Genomic DNA, 17,527 nt, shown 5'->3' with positions numbered 1-17,527 from the left:
CTTCTATTCAGTGACTATTCATCATCTACTTGTTCAACTTCTCCTTCAGATGGCGCTTCCACGTCTTGCACAAAGCTTTCAGCAGGTGTTTTCAATTTCACGACAATTGGTGCATTATCTGAAATCACTGTACCTGCAGATACACTTTGGCTCACTGCAAAGCCCTCTCCAACAACTTCAATCTGAAGACCTGACATTGATTTGAAAACTAATAGATTACGCAACGACCAATCAGTAAAGTTTGGCAGTGCGATATCACCTTCTGTTTTTAAAAATACAAAATTGCCTTTTACAAGCGTTTGTCCACCTTTTGGATATTGCTCTATAATTTTTCCACCAGCTCCAACAATAATTGGATTCAAACCATCATTTGCTAGCTCTACCTGTATAGCTTCTGCATTTTGACCAGTATAATCATTTAAATCTACATGATCTACATGCTGAACATCGTCTGGACTAATATTTAAATGTTTTAAACTATTGAGCATGACAGGCTTAAATATTTTTGACACTGGTACCGAGCCCAGTTCACCTTTAAGCTTTGGCTTTTCAACTGAAACATACATAATTAGTTGTGGATCATCATACGGCGCCATTCCTAGGAATGAGTACAAGAACTCATTAGCCCCCCATGAATAGGTACCGTTTGCCTTTGGAATTTGGGCAGTACCCGTTTTACCTGCTACTTGGTATTCATCGAGTACAAAGTCCTTCGCTGTCCCATATTCTGACGTTAATGTAGAAGCAAGTATTTCTCGTACTTGTTTCGCTGTATCCGCTGAAATTGGCTGACCCTTTTCAACAGGCTCATGCTGTTGAATCGTTTTTTCAGTTACTGAATCTACAATCTTATCAATAACATATGGCTGCATCATCTTACCATCGTTGGCAATTGCAGTCATCGCTTGTATAAGCTGTACCGGAGTCACTGTTGAACCTTGACCATACGTCGTTGTTACTCGTTGAATTGGATACTTCGATAAAATCGTACCCGTTGCTTCATTCGGTAAATCAATGCCTGTTTTCTTACCAAAACCGAATTTATCTAGGTAATCAACAAATACTTCATCACCAATACTCTTTAATAAATTGGCCATCGCTGTATTTGATGAACGTTGGAAACCTTCTAAATACGAAATTTTTCCCCATCCTACTTGGTTATGATCTCGGATTGTACGATCATGGACTGTATATTGCCCAGACATATACGTATCATATGGTGCCCATTTATCTGTATCGATAGCAGAAGCAAGTGTGAACGTCTTCATCGTTGACCCTGGTTCCATCGTTTCTTCTGTTACGGCATTGAGCCATTTCATATTCGTACTATCCCGCGTATCGGGGTTAAAAGTCGGACGCTGTGACATTGCTAATATTTTCCCAGTTTTCGGTTCAGCTACTACTACTATCATAGATTCAGGATTATACTCCTTCTCTACTTGCGACATCGCATCCTCTACGAAACTTTGAATTGTTTTATCAATCGTTAAATAGATATTATCGCCGTCTTTAGCAGGTGTAACCATTTTTTCACTGTTCGGTAATAAATATCTAAAAGCGTCCGTTTGGTATTTAACTTTGCCGTTGACACCCGTTAGCTCTTTGTCATACGTAAGCTCTAATCCCATTTTCCCTTTCGTTGTTACGGTTCCATCCTCATTGTCCTCTTTCAATGCAAAACCAATTAAATGAGAAGCAAATATACCATTTGGATAATAGCGTTTTAAATCGCTGACAAACAAAATCCCAGGTAATTTTAAGTCCTTAATTTTACTCATTACTTCATGGTTAATACCTCTGCCCGCAACGCCAAACTCCACCTGGTACGGCAATGTCCCATCACTGCGCAGCTTGGTTAGCCGCTTATAAATATCTTCTTTTTTCATCGGTATATATTCTGCTAAAACTTCCGCAGTTTTTTCAGGGTCTACAACGTGATGTGGATTCTTTTCATCTGTAGTAGCCTTATCGCTAACTACAGCAATTAATCGATAGCTTAGTGTATCTTCTGCAATGACTTGTCCATTTCTATCTAATATTTTCCCTCGGTTTGCTGTTATTGCACTTTCCTTGTTATATTTAGCTGCTGCCTTTGCAGCAAGCGCTTGTCCTTCTGCTTCACCTGTCGCCTGCAACGTAACCATTCTCGTGAATAATAGGAAAAAGAGCCCTCCATAAAAAACTAGTAATAGAAAGGCTCCCCATTGGAATCGAAATCTCTTTTTTTTCATTCTCCCGGCACTACCTTTACATTTTTCTCATTTTGAGTTAAACCGAGTTCTTTTGCTTTTTTCCATATATTTTCGTATGTAGAAAGTTCACTTACACGAACTGTCAAGTCAACATTCTGTTTCGCAATCTCATCTGCTTCTGCTTGGATTTTTTGAATGTCCATGCTTGTCGTTTGAATTGCTGCTTGGTTGTTTAATACTAATACTGACAATACAGCAATAATGCTTACTAGAGTTAGTAGCATCGCCTTTTCAAACTTCTGGTTCGTTTTTTTACGACGTATGATAGTGGGTTGTGGACTAGGTGGTGTTAACGGTTGTTGCACATGTTGCTGTTGGTGCTGCCTTACACGAACTGCTGCCATTTACTCACGCCCTTTGTCGTTAATTTTCTCCACCACTCTAAGCTTTGCTGAACGAGCTCGATTGTTAACTGCTAATTCTTCCTCAGAAGGTAGAATCGGCTTTCTAGATACAAGCTTTAAAGTCGGCTTCATGTCATCTGGAATTACCGGTAGATTAGGTGGTAATTCAGGTAAGGATGACGCTTCCTTAAAAATTGTCTTGCATAGGCGGTCTTCCAATGAATGGAACGTAATAACACTAATGCGTCCACCTACGTTAATCATATCAATCGCATCGACTAATGAATCCTCTGCTGCGCCTAGCTCATCATTGACAGCAATACGAATTGCTTGGAAGATGCGCTTTGCAGGATGTCCACCTTTACGGCGAGCCGCTGCTGGTATACCCTCTTTAATTAGTTCCACAAGTTGTCCCGTTGTTTCAATCGGTGCCGTTTTACGAGCCTCTTCGATTTTTCGAGCAACTTGCTTAGAAAATTTTTCTTCTCCATAACGGAAGAAAATACGGACTAAATCTCCGTATGCCCAGTCATTCACGACATGATACGCCGTAAGCGCTGCCGTCTGGTCCATACGCATATCAAGTGGAGCATCATGATGATAGCTAAAACCACGTTCTGGTGTATCTAATTGTGGCGAAGAAACGCCTAAATCATATAAAATGCCATCTACCTCTTGGATACCAATAGCTAATAGCTCTTCTTTTAAATAGCGGAAATTCGAATGCACAAATGTTACTCGCTCTATATAAGGAGCTAATCGAACTTTCGCATTTTCAATAGCCGTTGTGTCTTGATCAAAACAAATTAGACGGCCTTTATCTGATAATTGTTGTACTAAATATTCACTGTGTCCTGCTCCACCAAGCGTACAGTCCACATATACACCATCAGGATCGATGTTCAATCCGTCAACAGTTTCTTTTAATAACACGGTTGTATGATCGAACATACCAATCGCTCCCCTCAGGCCTTTACTTTTTCAACTGACGTTTTTACGTCTACTACAAAGTTAAAAATCAAAGCCAATCATATTTTCTGCAATTTCATTAAAAGATTGTTCAGACTCCGTGAAATAAGTTTCCCAAGCATCTTTTGCCCATATTTCAATTCGATTCGAGACACCTAGTACAACACATTCTTTTACTAAATGTGCATGTTGCACTAAAGTCGAAGGAATATTAATACGACCCTGCTTGTCTATTTCTACTTCCGTCGCACCTGAAAAGAAAAACCTTGCAAAAGCACGTGTATCTTTCTTTGTCATCGGTAAACCTTTTAATTTTTCTTCGAGTTTTCGCCATTCATCCATAGGATAGCCAAATAAACAATTATCAAGTCCGCGTGTCACAACAAAGGTTTCACCTAAGGCTTCACGAAATTTTGCGGGCACGATTAATCGTCCTTTCGCGTCAACAGAGTGTTGGTATTCTCCCATGAACATGCTAGTCACCCCACTTTATTAAATAATGTACCACATCGCCCCACTTTCCTCCACTTTTTTTAAAAAAAACTTGACATTTTAACCTTTTATGTGTGTTTAGACCTTTAAGCCAAATTTCATTTTGTGCTAAAGGGCATAAAAAAAGAACTACCCATAGTAGGATAGCTCTCTATTTTCCTGTTAAACCGACAAATTTCTTCAAATCTATATTTACATCATACCTTTAATAGTTCTAAAGATATATTTTTAATTCTTATAAATAAAGTAAATAGTGGTGATTTCCAACGCTATATGTTTTCTTGAGCATTTCATCAATTAACGTAGGTCCAAACTCATTGATATATTGATATGGATTATAAGAACGTTCTTGGAACCCATCATTTGGATATAGCTCATTTTGCAACGTCATAAATTTACGGATAGTAGTCTCATGCTTACTTAGCACCGTTTGCTCTACCTTTTGTTGCAAATACTCAAACTGCCTCACATGATTTTCTTTATTTTTTTCAAGTATTTTATCTAGCGACATATGTTGTTGTGCAAAATATTGTTCAAGAGTAGCATATTTATCTAAAACGAGTTGTTGCATCTCAAGAATTTGACGTTTTGCCTCATCATCTTGAACTTCGGCAATAAATTGCTCCTTCAATGCCATCGCTTTGCCATCCAATACATCCGTCACTGTTAAATGATATTCACGCAGTAGTTGTTCTACATGTCGTGTAACAATCGTAATATTGAGACGTGGTGCAAAAATCGGCATTTGTAAACCTAACACAGAAAAGGCATCCTTTAATGTTGCCCAATAAGCGAGCTCACCAGGTCCACCAACAAACGCTAATACCGGTATCGTCATTTCCTGCATTAACGGACGTGTTACAACATTATTACTTAAATCTTCAGGATTTTTTTCTGCAATTATTAATAGCTCTTCATGTGAAAGTTTGATATTTGCTGCTAAATTGACAAATTGATCGTGTCGTCTTTCTAGTAAAAAGCGTTCTCCATCTTTTACATAGAACAGGTTAGCTGCATCGTCGGTTGCTAAAATCGGCTTCCCGTAGCCAGCACTTTCCAACGCCGCTTCCTTTTGCGTTACTAATTTTGCAATTTCCTCACTATGGTTTATTAGACGCGCAAAATTGTTACGTTCGTATTGACGGAAGTTCATATCTGCCGCATCAATCATTAGCAGCCCTTCTTCTTTAAACAACTCGTTCATTAGTCGCGCAAAGAAATCTGTAAATGTTTCACTATTGTTCAACGCATCTAAAAGTTGGTTGAACAACCTTTCAGTATGGGCTGTTTCTCCAAAATCCTTAATGATAGTGTTAACTAATTGAACCATCGCTTCTTTGTTTAAGCTTGTTGTCGATGCCATTGTTTTTCTTCGCGAACGTTCACCATACGCACGTTTTTTTATATCCATATCATGCATTGTAAATGTATGGTTAATTTCCTCTAAGTCATGATCTTCTCCAGCAATCCAAAAAATAGGTACAACTGGTCGTTGAAGCTTTTCACTTTGTTCTTTCGCTAATGATATTACCGAAATGGCTTTATGAACCGAGTAAAGAGGGCCAGTTAATACACCCGCTTGTTGCCCACCGACAACCGCAACAGCTCCTTGCTCTAGTTGTTGCAAATGCTCATTCGCTTTTTCAGATAAGCCAAGCGGCTCCATAAACTGACGAATTATTGCTGTTAATTCCTTTTGGTCACACGCTCGTTGCTCCAAATATTTTGCTCGCTTTTCAAATGATTCATCATTATATTCATATTCAAAAAACTCATGAATGGCAGTATTTGGCGACCAATAATCTGCTAGCACACGATTTTTCACGGGTACTTGGATTGACTCCAGTTTCATTTAACACAAACTCCTCTACTCACTAAATCATCGTATTCCTTGTAAACATTTTAATGCTATTATTTTAACGCTTCTGTCTCCAACATGAAAAGAAAATGCTTATACAGAGTGTAAATATTCTACAACAGATTGAATCATGCCGACTATACAAATTAAAATATACGCTGCACTAAGTACTAAAAATAAAAAACGCCAAATTTTCCGTAATAGCGGCTTTACTTCAATTTCTCTTTTTGTACGCCAGTCTATATATGTAAAAATGATTGCCAGTATTATTGCTAGCATTACTAAAAAGGCCCCTACATTTACTCCCCACAGCACACTAATTGCCAATGGTACCGAGAAAAACAAACAAAACGTCGTCACATCAGATGCGGCTCCAAATGCATGCGTACCACGAATATTAACCTTTCGACTAATAGCATAGACAATGATGAATAAAAGAATTGGACAAAAAATAATGACGCTGATGACTATATGTAAAAAATCTTTCAAGATTGCCCACCGCTCTCTTCAATCGCTAGAACTTGGTGATATAAAGTTCGCAAAGTAGGTAATGGATAACCGTTCGCTGAAGCCTTTTGTAAAATTACCCCAACAATCGTTTCAACCTCACTTTTTCTACCTTGCATGCGATCAGCTAGCATAGATGATGTATTCGCCGCTGTTTTTTTACACAAAGCTATTACTGCTGAAAACGGAATGGTATTTTCAATATCTTTAAAAGCCTCTGTTAACTCCTGATATATGGTATGCATTAACAAGTATGCTTGCTTATTTGTTAATAAATCACCATTTTTAATTTGCAAAATTGCCGTTAAAGGATTAATCATGCAATTGAATACAGCTTTTTCAAAAAGCATTTGTTCGGCGTTTTCAACGAACTCTATTGGGAACAAAGGATTTTCTATGTGTAACAACTTTTCAAATACAATACTGTCTCCACGCCCTATTCCTATTTTGCATAGACCAACACCTCTATGTTGAACAGTTGTAAAATCAATTGTTTGAGCACCGAACGAAACTGAGCAAAAAGCAATCGTATTTTGTGGTAAACGTAAAGCCTCATCAAAATGTGCTAAACCATTTTGCACAAACAACAATGGTATTTCCTTAGGTAAATCTAATAATTGTTTATAAATATTTTGCAAATGACCATATTTCACAGCAACTACAATCAAATCCGGCCGAGGCAACATCTCTAACCCAACGCTAGAAGCAATTTGATGCAATGTTGTTGTACCATCTATATGGACCCTCGTTAAATGCTTCAAATTAAGTTCATCGGCTTGTTCTTGTCTTCTTACAACTAATGTAACATCCATACAAGCCTCCGCTAAGAAACTAGCCATTAGCTGACCGACTGCACCAGCTCCAATAACTACTACATTCACAACGTTCGCCACCTCCACTTAATGTAAAGAGGCTATCTAAACAGTAAAAAACAAACCTTTTAAACAGCCTAAACTGAAGTTATAAACGCTTCTCCAGCATTTACTTTTCTCGCACTGCAGTAACATAAACAACACTTTTCCTTACGCCATAGAAGGAGGTGCCTCAGAAATTCATCTGAGACACCTCCTTTGCAGGTGTTTCTATTATACAAGATTAGCTGGTGTTTACGATACAATAATGGTTGTTTTCATCCAGTGTAGGTAAAATGTTTAGTCGACGTTAGCGTTTACATCCTATGGTTTCTTTTGCAGCATTTTCTTAAAAGACCTTACTCTTTTTTTGAAAAAGAACGTAACTATCTACTTACAATCATTTTCCCTTTGACACGTTAATCTTTCATTAAAGAATAGCCTTGCTGTAACCATTTCACTAGCTTTTCATGTTCATTTTGTAATTCACGGTGTTTAACCTCAAGACTTTGATAGGCTTCTGTCAATTCATCAAAACTCGTTAACGCTAATTTTAAATGACTTCGCATAGATTGTTGAGGTTGATTGCGAACAGCTAAAAGCGATTGACTATATTGCCCACGTAACGTTTTATTCCAACGAAAGCCACATGCTTGTTTTGTACGCCCAAGTTCATCAGCAGCCATTTCAAATGCCTCTAACTGCGTTTTACCATTTTGCACATTATGCAAGACAATTTCTGCTAATCTTTCATCGTCTTCCTTCGTCCATTGATCTTTTCTTTTTTTCAGTTCCATAATCTATCACCCTCACATTTTTTACTACTATATGCGTTATCAGGCAAAATAGAATCACGGGACGAAAAAAGACAGTGATTATGTTTTCATGTAATCACTGCCACTATACGCTACTTATTATTCTTTTTAGTTAGAAAATTATTAACTGCCTCGTGATGTGCTTCACTTTCCCACAGTTTTGCACAAGTACGAACTTCCTCCATTACACGCTCATACATATTACGCTCACGCCATTTACGAAGTTCAATTTCTTTATAGGCCTTGTGTACAGAAGGATGTATTTTACGCATATGTTCAATAAAATCATTTAAAGCAAGTTGCTTCGATCCCTCAAATACGCGCATAGCCCAACCAATGTCATATAGTAATTCAGCTGGATATGGCTTTGCATCCACTAGCATCTTCATTGCACGATCATGACGTAAACCTCGTTCAAACAAGTATGTACCGCCACCCCAGCCACTTGTAATTGCTAATGTCCCTTGAATAAAGCCACATTTAGCATGACTCGCCACTAAGCGAAAATCACAAGCAGTCGCTATCTCACATCCACCACCGACAGCCGTTCCATTTATTAACGCAATCGTTGGTACTGGTAATGTAGCAAGATCATATAAAATCTCCCCCATCTTACTTAACATACCAAATGCTTCATCTTCCGTTTCAAGAGAATGAAACTCCGATAAATCGCCACCTGAACAAAAAGATTTTTCTCCCGCTCCTGTGACTACTAAAAAACGAACATCGTCATGATTTTGGATATATGTAATTACTTCTCGAAGACCATTCATTACCTCATCGTTTACAGCGTTGCGCTTTTCCTCACGATTTATCGTAAAAGTCATGATCCCATCTTGATTGTCAATTATATAAGACACTACAGTTCCCCCTTTGTCCCCATCATCAATTATCCCTCAGCGCAAGCGGAGCCCGCTTGAAAAGCTCCTCTTAAAGCTACAACCTCCACCAAGACTTTTAACTTCAGCCACGCTTTAAACCCCCGCTGACAGCAAGTTACATAAATTGTATCACACAATTATTATAGCACTATATAACTTTGTAATATTTATTAAAAATTCTGTCACTTCATACAAACAAAAAGGCTAGTAAAGAGCCATGGTCTCTTTACTAGCCTTTTAAGTGAGCAAACACTGTATTATTTGCTTACTACTTCTTTACCTTTGTATTGTCCGCAAGCTTTGCAAACACGGTGTGATAATTTTGCTTCACCACAGTTTGGGCAAGCTACCATACCAGGTACAGATAGTTTGAAATGCGTACGACGCTTTCTTTTTGCAGTTTTAGAAGTTCTTCTAAATGGTACAGCCATTGATGGCACCTCCTTACAGATCGTCTATTCGTCTGTTTGATCAAAATACTTAGCTAAATCAGCTAGTCTTGGATCCACTTTTGGTTCGTCAGTTTTTTTGTGAAGCTTCACGTCTTCATCAGTTGCGTAAGACCAGTTTTTACCACCATGCACTTGTCCTTCGGTATTCTCTTTGAATACTTGCATTGGTACTTCAAGAAGCACTAGCTCCTCAATAACTGGCTTCATGTCGATTACATCACCATCTAAATAGTGAATATTACCGGCATCTTCCCCTCTTTTTTCTTCGTCAATCCAGCTAAATAATTCAACTGTCTCAACTTTGATAGGAAACTCAACATCTTCCCAAGTGCGAGCACACGGGAGTGTTAACGTTGCTGTCACAGTAAGCTGACAAGTCATTTGCGATGCACCGAATGTACATAGCCCTTTTACATGAACGGGCGAAATTGCTCGAATATCCTGGTTTCGCTCCATCACCTCATCCAATTGGACATAGGTATCGATCGGCATTCCGTCTTGACGGTATTTAGATAATTGATGAATTGACCATTTCATTCGTTTAATCACCTCGAGACAACACTGTTGATTATATAATGTGTAAAAATAGATGTCAAGATAATTTCTTGTCACCACTCGAAAACCCACCTATAATTAAATACATCAAAATCATTCCACTTAGCCACAATACACAACCTATACGAAAATTTCAATAGTAATGAGCAAAGAATAGGTTACAGGCACAGTAAAACTATTTGTAGCATCCTGATTGGTCAAAAACAAGAAGCACAAAAAATATATAAAGGGGGTTTTACGTAATGAAAGCAGTCGGTATTGTTGTTGAATACAATCCATTTCATAATGGACATGCTTATCACTTAGAACAGGCAAAAAAAGTAGCGCAAGCAGATATAGCAATTGCTGTTATGAGCGGTACATTTTTGCAGCGCGGTGAACCTGCCATGGTAGATAAATGGACACGCACAAAAATGGCGCTCGCTAGCGGAGTTGATATTGTAATTGAGCTACCGTATGTCTATAGTACCGCACCCGCAACAGATTTCGCAAAGGGGGCGATTTCATTATTATCGGCAATTCGCTGTGATGCTTTTGCCTTTGGTAGCGAAGATGGCTCCATAGAACCCTTTATGAATACGTACCAGTTAATTTCGAAGCACCGCACCGAATATGACGCACTTATTAAAGAAAGCGTTAAAACGGGTGTTAGCTACCCTAAAAGCCTGCATTATGCCTATGAACAGCTTTCTCAAAAATTCCCTGCTACATACATTGATTTAGCACAACCAAATAATATACTAGGATTCCATTATATCGAAGCGGCAATAACGCTAGGAAGTGCAATTAAGCCTTTAACTATTCCACGTATAGCCGCAGGATATCACGATGCTATGCAGGAGGGGGCATCGATTGCAAGTGCCACTGGTATTCGTAAAGCACTCGCTACGAAAGGAACATTACAAAGCGTTCATGATGTACTCCCCCAAGCTTCCTTTAATTATTTAGAGGATTGGTATGTTCAATATAAAAATTTTGCTAGCTGGGAGGCTTTTTGGCCGTTTTTACAGTTTACCCTTATTCGGCACACAGCAAGCGAGTTAACGCGCTATGCGGAAGTAACAGAGGGTATAGAGCACGCACTACTAAAAGCCGCGAAAACGAGTAGCTCCTTTAGTAGCTTTATGGAGAAAATAAAATCTAAACGCTATACTTGGACACGTCTACAACGCATGCTAACACATATTTATACAGGCTTTACAAAGGAGCAACTTAAAAGCTTCCAATCCCCTTCTACAATCCGCTTACTCGGCATGAGTGCGCAAGGGCAAGCATACTTAGGCATGCATAAAAAGGACTTTACATTACCATTAATAAGCCGTGTTGCCTCTACAAATGATGCCATGCTCGCTGTAGATATACACGCTGCAGAAGTATACAACTTTAGTATAGAACAAGGGGCGCAGCAGTTCACATTGCCAAAAGATTATCAAACGCCACCGATTCGATTTTAACGGATGAATATTGCAGTTAATTGCCGTTGCGAGCGGACGCTTTAAGCTACAGTCTTAAGAGGCTGGAACATAACTTTAAAATTACGTCAGAGCAACGCGTTAGCGGGCTTACTGCGCAGAGCGGAAAGCAACCGCCGTAGCGGACATGCAGCACAGCAAAAAGTGTTAGATTGATGTCCATCAATCTAACACTTTTTCTCTTTTGTGGACCACAAATAGATATTTTTATTTAGGTTCTAGTTGTTTTAAATAAGCAATTGCATCATCGACCGTTTTCACAGGTACAATTTTCATTTTTGTACCGATATCCTTAGCCGTTTTGACTGCCGTCGCATAATTCGATTCTAATTCAGGATACTTTGCTTTCATTTCAGTTGAGATTTCATCATCAGGTGCAAAAAAGATTTCCATACCATCTCGATCAGCTGCAATGATTTTGTAATCAATACCACCAATTCGCCCAACTGATCCATCTATGAGCATTTCACCTGTTCCAGCTACTGCATAGCCTTTTGTTAAATCCTCTTCCAATAGTTGATTTAAAATTTCAAGTGTAAACATAAGCCCCGCTGACGGACCACCAATATCTTCTGTGTGCATTGTGACACTTGGATTCGTTTCAATCGATTTACTTTCTGCATAGGTAATTCCTAACCCAGCTCGCTTTTCCTCAGATTGAGGAATTTCCTTCAGAGTAACCGTTTCTTCTTGTTCCTTTTGATTACGTAATAATTGAATGGTCACTTTATCACCAATTTGTTTTGTTGATAACAAATCAACAAGCATTTGTTGGTTCGTAATTTCTGTACCATCCACTTTCGTAATTTCATCACCCGCTTTTAAGAAACCATCGGATGCGCCACCATCTAAGACATTTAATACAAATACGCCATTAAAGTGTATTTTCGTCTCTAACCCAGCTCTTTGAAAGGCCACATATTTTGCATTGAATTGAGAGTCTGACATTAACTTTAACTGTCGGATATTATATTCCTCGTCATCCTCTAATGGATTTCTCACTTGTTGAATATCCATTATTTTTTCATATTTTTGCGTTTTCGCCCATAAATACGAAAACGGTGTGGCTTGTTGCATAGCAACTGTCATTAAACTCATTGACCCCGCTTCATCCGTATGATCATTAGCGACACTAACAAATTTACTAACATCGTATGCACTGCCAGGCTTCATAATATATGCGTCTAGTCGGTATAGCATTAAAAAACAAAGCGCGACTAAAAACACTACATATAAACCAATTTTTTTCTTCATGAATGGACACCTCCTAAGACGCATGCAAAAACCAGTAGTTCATGTTTTTGCCTTTTTCACATATATTAATTTTAGCATTTGCCTATGTGAATGACAAAAAGTTGAAACGAGATGATAACATGTTTGCGACAATTCAAATAGCGCTCTGCATACTTCTTATCCTATTACTCTTGTTATTCCCACAAACTGCTCATACTGGTACCGATTTAGGATTAAATCTATTTATGGAGGCGTTATTTCCGTATTTACTACCTTATCTTATTTTAACGCAATGGTTACTTCGTTTAACCGCTCCTATGCGCGCTAAAACAAAAAGAGTTTCTTTATACGTACAAGCCTACTTGATAAGCGCACTCGGTGGATATCCAACTGGAGCTACAACAATTGTGTATCTTAAAAACAGTGGACAATTACATCCTAAGGAGGCCAATTTTTTACTAGCGGTTTGTCATGCACCAAGCCCTCTTTTTGTATTAGGTTTTGTTAGCCTTGATTTATTACACAGTAATACGTTTGGTTGGCTGTTTTTATGTTTACTACATAGTTTTAATATTTGTTGCTTAGTAGTTGGTTACTTTTTATTTCGTAAAACCGACACACCTACTATTTCTATACACAATACAACCTTATATTCATCCCCATTTTCAGAGAGCATAAAAGAAACAGCACCAACCATCTTGTTAGTTGGAACAACCATCATTTTTTTCACTACGATTCAAACAATATTACAGCAAAGTTTAGATAAAATGTTGCCTAATCTTCCACAACCAGTCGAGCATGCTATCGCCGCTGTATTAGAAGTAACAAATGGATTAAAAATGACTGTCACAGAATTCGGAGATTACCAATACTTATCATTGCTAGTAGTCATTATGCTGACAATGCAAAGCATTAGTATCCATTTACAAATTTTTGTCATCGCAAAATCTGCCAAGCTTTCGGTCAGACCTTACATTAAATTTCGCCTTCTTAGCATAATCATTGTGCCTACTATTTATGCTCTTTTTTTCTTAAAATAAAAAAACGCATTTCTAAGTGCCTGGCACTCACACAATTTTGAATTTTCATGGCACTGCCAATAAAGTAAACCTAGTAAAAATCCACGGAGACTCCTGCGAGAACGCACGCAATGTAAGACCCACAAGCCCGCGCGACAGCGAGGGTTGCGGCTTACAACGTGCCCGAGGAAAGCGCAGTGGATTTTTACGCTTTTAAAGTAAATTTAATGCTAGATAGCTTTGGAAAGTGCCAGGCACTCACACAATTTTTATTTATTTAAAATAAAAAAGACTATAGACAGCACTCGATTTTTTCAAGTTTGTCTATAGTCTTCTAAGAGGTTGTCTTAATTAATACATCCTCTATTTTTTATTTAGCAAAACCGTATTTTTCTTTTAAAGCTTGTTCCACGCAAACTGGAACAAGTTCATGAACATTGCCTCCATACTTTGCTACTTCTTTCACAATGCTAGAGCTTAAGAACGAATATTGATTTTTTGTCATGATGAAAAATGTTTCAATCGTCTCATCAAGAAAGCGGTTCATTGAAGTAATTTGCATTTCGTATTCGAAATCCGAAACTGCTCGTAGGCCGCGAACAATCGCCTTTGCGTTCTTTTCTTTAGCATAATCAATAAGGAGACCTGAAGAACTTTCAATTCGTACATTCGGCAATTCCTTTGTAACTTCAGCCATTAATGCCATACGCTCTTCTACAGAAAATAATGGGTGCTTTGATGAATTGTTTAAAACCGCAACATAAACAATATCAAAAACATCAGCTGCACGCTTAATTATATCTAGGTGACCAAATGTAACAGGATCAAAACTTCCAGGAACAACAGCAATTTTCTCCAACTTACTCTCCCTCTTCCCCAGCACAACGATAGACCGAAATAATCGTTCCGCCATATGTTTCTTGTCTCTGTAATAGAAAAGCACCAAAACTAGGTGGTAATTCTACTTCTTTTGCATGTTCACATAAAATAATACCATTGTGTTGTACTTTATCATGGTCCACAAGCACCTGTACTAAATCATAGTATTCTTTATGGTGATAGGGCGGATCTAAAAATACAAGATTAAACGTAATATCACGCTTTAATAGCGCTTTCACAGCACGCTTTGCATCAATGCGAAAAAGCTCTGAACAATTTTCATACCGACACTTCTTTATATTTTCCTGTAATACCTGATAGGCTTTAGCGTCTTTTTCAATAAAGATAGCATGTTCTGCACCTCTGCTGAGCGACTCAATTCCTAATCCACCGCTTCCTGCAAACAAATCAAGTGCAGTTCCGCCATCAAAAAATGGACCTATCATATTAAATATGGATTCTTTTACTTTGTCTGTTGTAGGTCTTGTTGTACTCCCTGCAACTGCCTTAAGGGGCATTCCTTTACGTTCTCCTGCTACTACTCTCATAGATGTATTTCACCGTACTTTCTGTTACAAATAGAAAGCATTTTTGCAGCGAAAGAACTCCTCCGCTGCAAAAAATTATTCTTGTTCTTGTGTTAAAACTTGAATTCGACCATCACTTTTTTGTAGTTCTACTAAAAATAGTCGTTGTAGCCAAGCTTCTTCTACATAATAATGATCCACAATTTTAATAATTGGATCAGAAATTGTGGAATATCTACGTTGATTGAACACGTAGAATCCAGATTCTTTCGGGAAACGGAATGTTCGATTGTCACTATTTACATAATAACCGTTCTTCCCTTCTCCTGCTGTATATCCTAGGTAAGGAAGTAATGTATCGGCACTGTATAATACTTGACCTTCATATAAAATAACATGAACATCTTTTTTATGAATGCCATCTACATAAATACTACGCTCGTCTTCCATTAATAACGGATACGTACCATTTTCTAGTGTTGCATTTAATTGGAAATAAGAAGTTTTCCCATTTAACACTGTTGAAAGTAGCTTATCCATTGTCACTGGAGAGATTGGTTCTTGTCCAAGGTTATCCATAGCTTCCTGCCATGCTAACTGTTGGCTTGCTGTCATGTAGTCTTTTAATGTTTGCACAATTTCTTTTGTCTTCTCTGAGCCTATCGTATCCTTCACTAAATAGGATGCCACAACTTCAGCCAACCATGCCGGTGAATTTTCAAAAGCATATTGTGAATGAATTTGCGAAAGAATCACTTCCTGCTCAACCGCTTGTGCTGTTAGCGTTGGTAAAAATAATAATCGTTCGTCATGTTGGGCAACAGGGTTTTTCTCCTGAACAATCGCTATATGCTCATCATTTAAGAACTTTAAATTTTCGAGTGATTTTAAGAAATCTTTTGAAATTGCCTGCTGTGCATAAATTGTTAAGACAGGAGTTTGCTCTTGCGCCTTTAAATCACCAGCTTGCCAATATAAATCACTCGCCGTGCCATTGCCGCTAAACATCGTATAGTTAACAAGCGATAATTGTTGCTGACCTACTAAAGGTAAACCTGTTATCCATTGTCCGACAGTTTTACTATCTGTTGAAATATGTATGACAGAATACGATACCTCTCCATTCGTTAAAGTGGCAAAGACATTTTGAAGCAGCATTTTATCTTTTAAGCCACCCTCGATTGGGATTATGTATGAAACGGATTGTGATTTAGTTTCGCCTTTTTCAAAATAGGAAACTTCCTCTGATAAACGATTACAACTATTTTCGTTATCGATAAAACACGTTGGGTTTGTTGCATCCTCTGGCCATTTTATTTTCACCTTTTGATTTGGCAAGTTTTTAAAATGATGCCGAATATCTAGACTATTTTCACGATAGACAATCTCAATTTCCTGTGAATAATGGAATGCACCATTTCCTGTCTCTAAATCAGAAGAATAGGCCTGATATTGGAAAAACAACACACCAGATACGACTAATACTAAAATTGAAAAAAAACTGACTGCAAATTTCATGTGCTTGACCTCCCGCAGCATGATACTATGTGTATTGGAAAGGATGTGCAATATTAAATGCCACAACAATTTATAGAATTAGGAGAAGGCTATGGCGATGTTTATGAACTACTTGAACTTATTAAAACGAATCAAGGTCGCTTTCACCAAGCCTTTATACTAACATCTACAAAAGAAGATAAAAAGGTAGCTTCTTTAGCTATCGCTTTAAAACCAGTCGGAGAAAGTAAATTCATGCCGATTTATATTTGTCGCGAAGGCATTCCATTCCATGAAGAAAAGCCTTCCAAGCGTCAAATTATGTTCGAAGAAAGTATTGAACAACTAGGTCGAAAAGCGGTTGTTGTAGAAATAAAGCACTCTTCTATATTTTCGGAGCCAAAACTATTTTATCAATACTTAATTGGAATAATGAGACTTCATCACTATATTCCAGCATTAAACTAATGTTATAGCCCCGCTTTATAGTCGTATTCCTTCGCTTTATCTGGCTTTGCATTTTCGAACTCAGTTTTAACGAAGGGACGATAAGATTCTACAACGTCTTTCACAAATGGAAGGCGTTGTAATTTTATTGACATCATTTCAATGTCCTCTCGATTGCAATATAATACTACGTACTTTTGCTTACGAGAAATGTAATGAACATGACCATATTTTCGAAGTGATTTCGCATGTTTTAATTGATGGACGTAAACGATTAGCCCTTGTCGTTCGTTCATATAGTTTCCCCTCATTTCTTACATAAAAGCATACCATAGACCGGAAAATGATAGCAACAGAGTTTAGCTGACAGAACGCTCATTTTTCCGTTATAATGGTAAAGCATAGCGCGTTTATCGACAGATTTACTTTCTCTCATGCTAGATAAAAGTGCTTTAGCTTGAACATTGCAAGTGAATT

At 37.9% G+C, this 17,527-nt stretch carries 19 protein-coding genes; 3 read left to right on the top strand and 16 right to left on the bottom strand.

Annotated features, from left to right (window positions below):
* Positions 1-14 precede the first annotated feature (14 nt).
* The 11 genes from ACIQXW_RS00305 to ACIQXW_RS00255 all read right to left on the bottom strand — a co-directional run bounded on the left by ACIQXW_RS00305 (position 15) and on the right by ACIQXW_RS00255 (position 9,958).
* Complete coding sequence (locus tag ACIQXW_RS00305; protein ID WP_402759330.1) at positions 15-2,231, bottom strand: penicillin-binding protein; 2,217 nt, start codon at positions 2,229-2,231, stop codon at positions 15-17.
* Positions 2,228-2,596, bottom strand: a complete 369-nt coding sequence (gene ftsL, locus ACIQXW_RS00300; protein WP_340825994.1) for a cell division protein FtsL — start codon at positions 2,594-2,596, stop codon at positions 2,228-2,230. The genes ACIQXW_RS00305 and ftsL overlap by 4 nt, the downstream gene beginning before the upstream one ends.
* Positions 2,597-3,547, bottom strand: coding sequence for a 16S rRNA (cytosine(1402)-N(4))-methyltransferase RsmH (rsmH, locus tag ACIQXW_RS00295; RefSeq protein WP_402759328.1), 951 nt, complete (start codon positions 3,545-3,547; stop codon positions 2,597-2,599). It abuts the gene before it with no gap.
* Positions 3,548-3,607: 60 nt separating this feature from the next.
* The gene (gene mraZ / locus ACIQXW_RS00290) at positions 3,608-4,039 is read right to left on the bottom strand and encodes a division/cell wall cluster transcriptional repressor MraZ (protein WP_139860193.1); all 432 of its coding nucleotides are present in this window, start codon (positions 4,037-4,039) and stop codon (positions 3,608-3,610) included.
* A 253-nt stretch (positions 4,040-4,292) separates the two neighbouring features.
* Positions 4,293-5,909: a bacillithiol biosynthesis cysteine-adding enzyme BshC gene (gene bshC / locus ACIQXW_RS00285; protein ID WP_402759326.1), complete on the bottom strand. Its 1,617-nt coding sequence runs from the start codon at positions 5,907-5,909 to the stop codon at positions 4,293-4,295.
* Between the two features lie 99 nt (positions 5,910-6,008).
* Positions 6,009-6,404 carry a DUF3397 domain-containing protein gene (locus ACIQXW_RS00280; protein WP_402759324.1) on the bottom strand — a complete coding sequence of 132 codons (396 nt, stop codon included), beginning with the start codon at positions 6,402-6,404 and terminating at the stop codon, positions 6,009-6,011.
* Positions 6,401-7,303 carry a ketopantoate reductase family protein gene (locus ACIQXW_RS00275; RefSeq protein ID WP_402759322.1) on the bottom strand — a complete coding sequence of 301 codons (903 nt, stop codon included), beginning with the start codon at positions 7,301-7,303 and terminating at the stop codon, positions 6,401-6,403. Before ACIQXW_RS00275 ends, ACIQXW_RS00280 begins: the two co-directional genes overlap by 4 nt.
* 389 nt (positions 7,304-7,692) lie before the next feature.
* On the bottom strand, positions 7,693-8,070 hold the full coding sequence (locus ACIQXW_RS00270; protein WP_340826002.1) for a transcriptional regulator: 378 nt from the start codon (positions 8,068-8,070) through the stop codon (positions 7,693-7,695).
* A gap of 110 nt (positions 8,071-8,180) precedes the next feature.
* On the bottom strand, positions 8,181-8,948 hold the full coding sequence (locus tag ACIQXW_RS00265) for an enoyl-CoA hydratase/isomerase family protein (protein ID WP_402759321.1): 768 nt from the start codon (positions 8,946-8,948) through the stop codon (positions 8,181-8,183).
* Between the two features lie 278 nt (positions 8,949-9,226).
* The gene (rpmF, locus tag ACIQXW_RS00260; protein WP_010858320.1) at positions 9,227-9,400 is read right to left on the bottom strand and encodes a 50S ribosomal protein L32; all 174 of its coding nucleotides are present in this window, start codon (positions 9,398-9,400) and stop codon (positions 9,227-9,229) included.
* Positions 9,401-9,424: 24 nt separating this feature from the next.
* The gene (locus ACIQXW_RS00255) at positions 9,425-9,958 is read right to left on the bottom strand and encodes a YceD family protein (RefSeq protein WP_340826003.1); all 534 of its coding nucleotides are present in this window, start codon (positions 9,956-9,958) and stop codon (positions 9,425-9,427) included.
* A gap of 260 nt (positions 9,959-10,218) precedes the next feature.
* On the opposite strand from ACIQXW_RS00255, the gene ACIQXW_RS00250 reads away from it, so the two are divergent.
* Positions 10,219-11,430, top strand: a complete 1,212-nt coding sequence (locus ACIQXW_RS00250) for a nucleotidyltransferase (protein WP_340826004.1) — start codon at positions 10,219-10,221, stop codon at positions 11,428-11,430.
* Between the two features lie 225 nt (positions 11,431-11,655).
* On the opposite strand, the gene ACIQXW_RS00245 is transcribed toward ACIQXW_RS00250, so the two are convergent.
* On the bottom strand, positions 11,656-12,702 hold the full coding sequence (locus ACIQXW_RS00245) for a SepM family pheromone-processing serine protease (RefSeq protein ID WP_340826005.1): 1,047 nt from the start codon (positions 12,700-12,702) through the stop codon (positions 11,656-11,658).
* 41 nt (positions 12,703-12,743) lie between these two features.
* Here ACIQXW_RS00245 and ACIQXW_RS00240 point away from each other — a divergent pair, with 41 nt between their 5' ends.
* A complete protein-coding gene (locus ACIQXW_RS00240) occupies positions 12,744-13,721 on the top strand; it encodes a hypothetical protein (protein ID WP_340826007.1) in 978 nt (325 codons plus the stop codon).
* 349 nt (positions 13,722-14,070) lie between these two features.
* On the opposite strand, the gene coaD is transcribed toward ACIQXW_RS00240, so the two are convergent.
* The 3 genes from coaD to ACIQXW_RS00225 form a co-directional block, all read right to left on the bottom strand.
* A complete protein-coding gene (gene coaD, locus ACIQXW_RS00235) occupies positions 14,071-14,613 on the bottom strand; it encodes a pantetheine-phosphate adenylyltransferase (RefSeq protein ID WP_483869801.1) in 543 nt (180 codons plus the stop codon).
* The gene (gene rsmD / locus ACIQXW_RS00230; RefSeq protein ID WP_340826009.1) at positions 14,561-15,127 is read right to left on the bottom strand and encodes a 16S rRNA (guanine(966)-N(2))-methyltransferase RsmD; all 567 of its coding nucleotides are present in this window, start codon (positions 15,125-15,127) and stop codon (positions 14,561-14,563) included. The genes coaD and rsmD overlap by 53 nt, the downstream gene beginning before the upstream one ends.
* A gap of 75 nt (positions 15,128-15,202) precedes the next feature.
* Positions 15,203-16,624, bottom strand: a complete 1,422-nt coding sequence (locus ACIQXW_RS00225; RefSeq protein ID WP_402759317.1) for an RNA polymerase II — start codon at positions 16,622-16,624, stop codon at positions 15,203-15,205.
* A gap of 57 nt (positions 16,625-16,681) precedes the next feature.
* Here ACIQXW_RS00225 and ACIQXW_RS00220 point away from each other — a divergent pair, with 57 nt between their 5' ends.
* Positions 16,682-17,071 (top strand): DUF7147 family protein, encoded by a 390-nt coding sequence (locus ACIQXW_RS00220; protein WP_340826012.1) that lies wholly within the window; start codon positions 16,682-16,684, stop codon positions 17,069-17,071.
* Positions 17,072-17,073: 2 nt separating this feature from the next.
* Here ACIQXW_RS00220 and ACIQXW_RS00215 read toward each other — a convergent pair whose 3' ends face one another.
* Positions 17,074-17,346, bottom strand: a complete 273-nt coding sequence (locus tag ACIQXW_RS00215) for a YlbG family protein (protein WP_340826014.1) — start codon at positions 17,344-17,346, stop codon at positions 17,074-17,076.
* Positions 17,347-17,527 lie beyond the last annotated feature (181 nt).

Source organism: Lysinibacillus sp. NPDC097162, assembly GCF_044762185.1.
Classification (GTDB): domain Bacteria; phylum Bacillota; class Bacilli; order Bacillales_A; family Planococcaceae; genus Lysinibacillus.
Note: the sequence above shows the minus strand (reverse complement) of the source record. Positions and strands in the feature narration are given on the sequence as shown.

Coding starts and splice junctions, on each gene's coding strand:
- ACIQXW_RS00305 (WP_402759330.1), bottom strand. CDS start 2,231: ATGAAAAAAAAGAGATTTCGATTCCAATGGGGAGCCTTTCTATTACTA.
- ftsL (WP_340825994.1), bottom strand. CDS start 2,596: ATGGCAGCAGTTCGTGTAAGGCAGCACCAACAGCAACATGTGCAACAA.
- rsmH (WP_402759328.1), bottom strand. CDS start 3,547: ATGTTCGATCATACAACCGTGTTATTAAAAGAAACTGTTGACGGATTG.
- mraZ (WP_139860193.1), bottom strand. CDS start 4,039: ATGTTCATGGGAGAATACCAACACTCTGTTGACGCGAAAGGACGATTA.
- bshC (WP_402759326.1), bottom strand. CDS start 5,909: ATGAAACTGGAGTCAATCCAAGTACCCGTGAAAAATCGTGTGCTAGCA.
- ACIQXW_RS00270 (WP_340826002.1), bottom strand. CDS start 8,070: ATGGAACTGAAAAAAAGAAAAGATCAATGGACGAAGGAAGACGATGAA.
- rpmF (WP_010858320.1), bottom strand. CDS start 9,400: ATGGCTGTACCATTTAGAAGAACTTCTAAAACTGCAAAAAGAAAGCGT.
- ACIQXW_RS00255 (WP_340826003.1), bottom strand. CDS start 9,958: ATGAAATGGTCAATTCATCAATTATCTAAATACCGTCAAGACGGAATG.
- ACIQXW_RS00250 (WP_340826004.1), top strand. CDS start 10,219: ATGAAAGCAGTCGGTATTGTTGTTGAATACAATCCATTTCATAATGGA.
- ACIQXW_RS00245 (WP_340826005.1), bottom strand. CDS start 12,702: ATGAAGAAAAAAATTGGTTTATATGTAGTGTTTTTAGTCGCGCTTTGT.
- ACIQXW_RS00240 (WP_340826007.1), top strand. CDS start 12,744: ATGTTTTTGCCTTTTTCACATATATTAATTTTAGCATTTGCCTATGTG.
- coaD (WP_483869801.1), bottom strand. CDS start 14,613: ATGGCGGAACGATTATTTCGGTCTATCGTTGTGCTGGGGAAGAGGGAG.
- rsmD (WP_340826009.1), bottom strand. CDS start 15,127: ATGAGAGTAGTAGCAGGAGAACGTAAAGGAATGCCCCTTAAGGCAGTT.
- ACIQXW_RS00225 (WP_402759317.1), bottom strand. CDS start 16,624: ATGAAATTTGCAGTCAGTTTTTTTTCAATTTTAGTATTAGTCGTATCT.
- ACIQXW_RS00220 (WP_340826012.1), top strand. CDS start 16,682: ATGCCACAACAATTTATAGAATTAGGAGAAGGCTATGGCGATGTTTAT.
- ACIQXW_RS00215 (WP_340826014.1), bottom strand. CDS start 17,346: ATGAACGAACGACAAGGGCTAATCGTTTACGTCCATCAATTAAAACAT.